Raw genomic sequence first — 1609 nt, forward strand, 5'->3', positions numbered from 1 at the left:
CCGTCCGCGTCGCTCAGCGCGTCCTCGCGCTGGCCGCGGCGATCTGGCACAACCACAAGACCGGACAGCCGGTCATGCGATCCCTGATCGCCTACGACCACTGATCACATCGGAATGACTCGTCTAGGCTTGCGGAAGCGGTCCGGGGAGCCCGGCCGTACCCCGTACGCACCGATGAAGGAGCCACATCGACATGGCCGACTCCAGTTTCGACATCGTCTCGAAGGTCGAGCGGCAGGAGGTCGACAACGCCCTCAACCAGACCGCCAAGGAGATCTCGCAGCGCTACGACTTCAAGAACGTCGGCGCGTCGATCTCGTGGTCCGGCGAGAAGATCCTGATGCAGGCGAACTCCGAGGACCGGGTGAAGGCGATTCTCGATGTCTTCGAGACCAAGCTGATCAAGCGCGGGATCTCGCTGAAGTCGCTGGACGCGGGTGAGCCGCAGCTGTCCGGCAAGGAGTACAAGATCTTCGCGTCGATCGAGGAGGGCATCTCCCAGGAGAACGCGAAGAAGGTGGCGAAGATCATCCGTGACGAGGGCCCGAAGGGCGTCAAGGCGCAGGTCCAGGGCGACGAGCTCCGGGTCAGCTCGAAGAGCCGGGACGACCTGCAGGCCGTGATCGCGCTGCTGAAGGGCAAGGACTTCGACTTCGCGCTGCAGTTCGTGAACTACCGCTAGTCCGCCGGTACTCACACACGACGAGGGCGCACCGTGGGCCCGGCCCCGGGGTGCGCCCTCGCGCGCGTCGCGGCGGGCTCAGCGGGAGCGTGAGTGGCCGAAGAGGATGCGGTAGACGACCAGCAGGACGAGTGACCCGCCGACGGCAGCGGCCCAGGTCGGACCGTCGTAGAACTCGTTGGCGATGGGCCGGTCGAGGTAGTGGGACGAGATCCAGCCGCCGGTGAAGGCGCCGGCGACGCCGATGACGGTGGTGCCGATGAGGCCGCCGGGGTCGCGGCCCGGCAGCAGGATCTTGGCGATGGCGCCCGCGAGCAGCCCGAGGACGATCCAGCCGATGACGCCCATACCGTGGACCTCCCTTTCTGCGGTTCTGTGATGAGGGACGACGTGCGCATCGGCCGCGGTTCCTGCGGTCAGTAGGGTGCGGCGCATGACACAGGAACTGCGGCGCACGCTGGGGACGCCGGACGCCGTCGTCATCGGGCTCGGTTCGATGATCGGGGCGGGCATCTTCGCCGCGCTCGCCCCGGCGGCCCGTGCCGCGGGGGCCGGCCTGTTGACCGGCCTGGCGGTGGCGGCCGTGGTGGCCTACTGCAACGCCACCGCCTCGGCGCGGCTCGCCGCCCGCTATCCCGCGTCGGGCGGCACCTATGTGTACGGGCGGGAGCGGCTCGGTCCGTTCTGGGGCTACCTGGCCGGCTGGGGGTTCGTGGTCGGCAAGACCGCCTCCTGCGCGGCGATGGCGCTGACGGTCGGCGCGTACGTCTGGCCGGAGCAGGCGCACGCGGTCGCGGTCGCCGCGGTCGTCACGCTGACCGCCGTGAACTACGCGGGCGTGCAGAAGTCGGCGTGGCTGACGCGGCTGATCGTGGCCGTCGTGCTGGCGGTGCTGGCGGCGGTGGTCGTGGTCTGTCTCGGGTGGGG

At 69.3% G+C, this 1609-nt stretch carries 3 protein-coding genes and 1 pseudogene; 3 read left to right on the forward strand and 1 reads right to left on the reverse strand.

Going from position 1 to position 1609, the window contains the following annotated elements:
- A pseudogene (locus tag GUY61_RS41005) lies at positions 1-104 on the forward strand (IS982 family transposase); the annotation flags it as partial.
- 89 nt (positions 105-193) lie between these two features.
- Positions 194-682 carry a YajQ family cyclic di-GMP-binding protein gene (locus tag GUY61_RS38185; RefSeq protein WP_166634873.1) on the forward strand — a complete coding sequence of 163 codons (489 nt, stop codon included), beginning with the start codon at positions 194-196 and terminating at the stop codon, positions 680-682.
- 78 nt (positions 683-760) lie between these two features.
- On the opposite strand, the gene GUY61_RS38190 is transcribed toward GUY61_RS38185, so the two are convergent.
- Positions 761-1030, reverse strand: coding sequence for a GlsB/YeaQ/YmgE family stress response membrane protein (locus GUY61_RS38190; protein ID WP_166634874.1), 270 nt, complete (start codon positions 1028-1030; stop codon positions 761-763).
- A gap of 85 nt (positions 1031-1115) precedes the next feature.
- On the opposite strand from GUY61_RS38190, the gene GUY61_RS38195 reads away from it, so the two are divergent.
- Positions 1116-1609, forward strand: a 494-nt coding sequence (locus GUY61_RS38195) for an APC family permease (protein WP_166634875.1), incomplete at its 3' end; no start/stop codon positions are given.

The organism is Streptomyces sp. GC420 (genome assembly GCF_009916105.1).
Classification (GTDB): Bacteria; Actinomycetota; Actinomycetes; order Streptomycetales; family Streptomycetaceae; genus Streptomyces.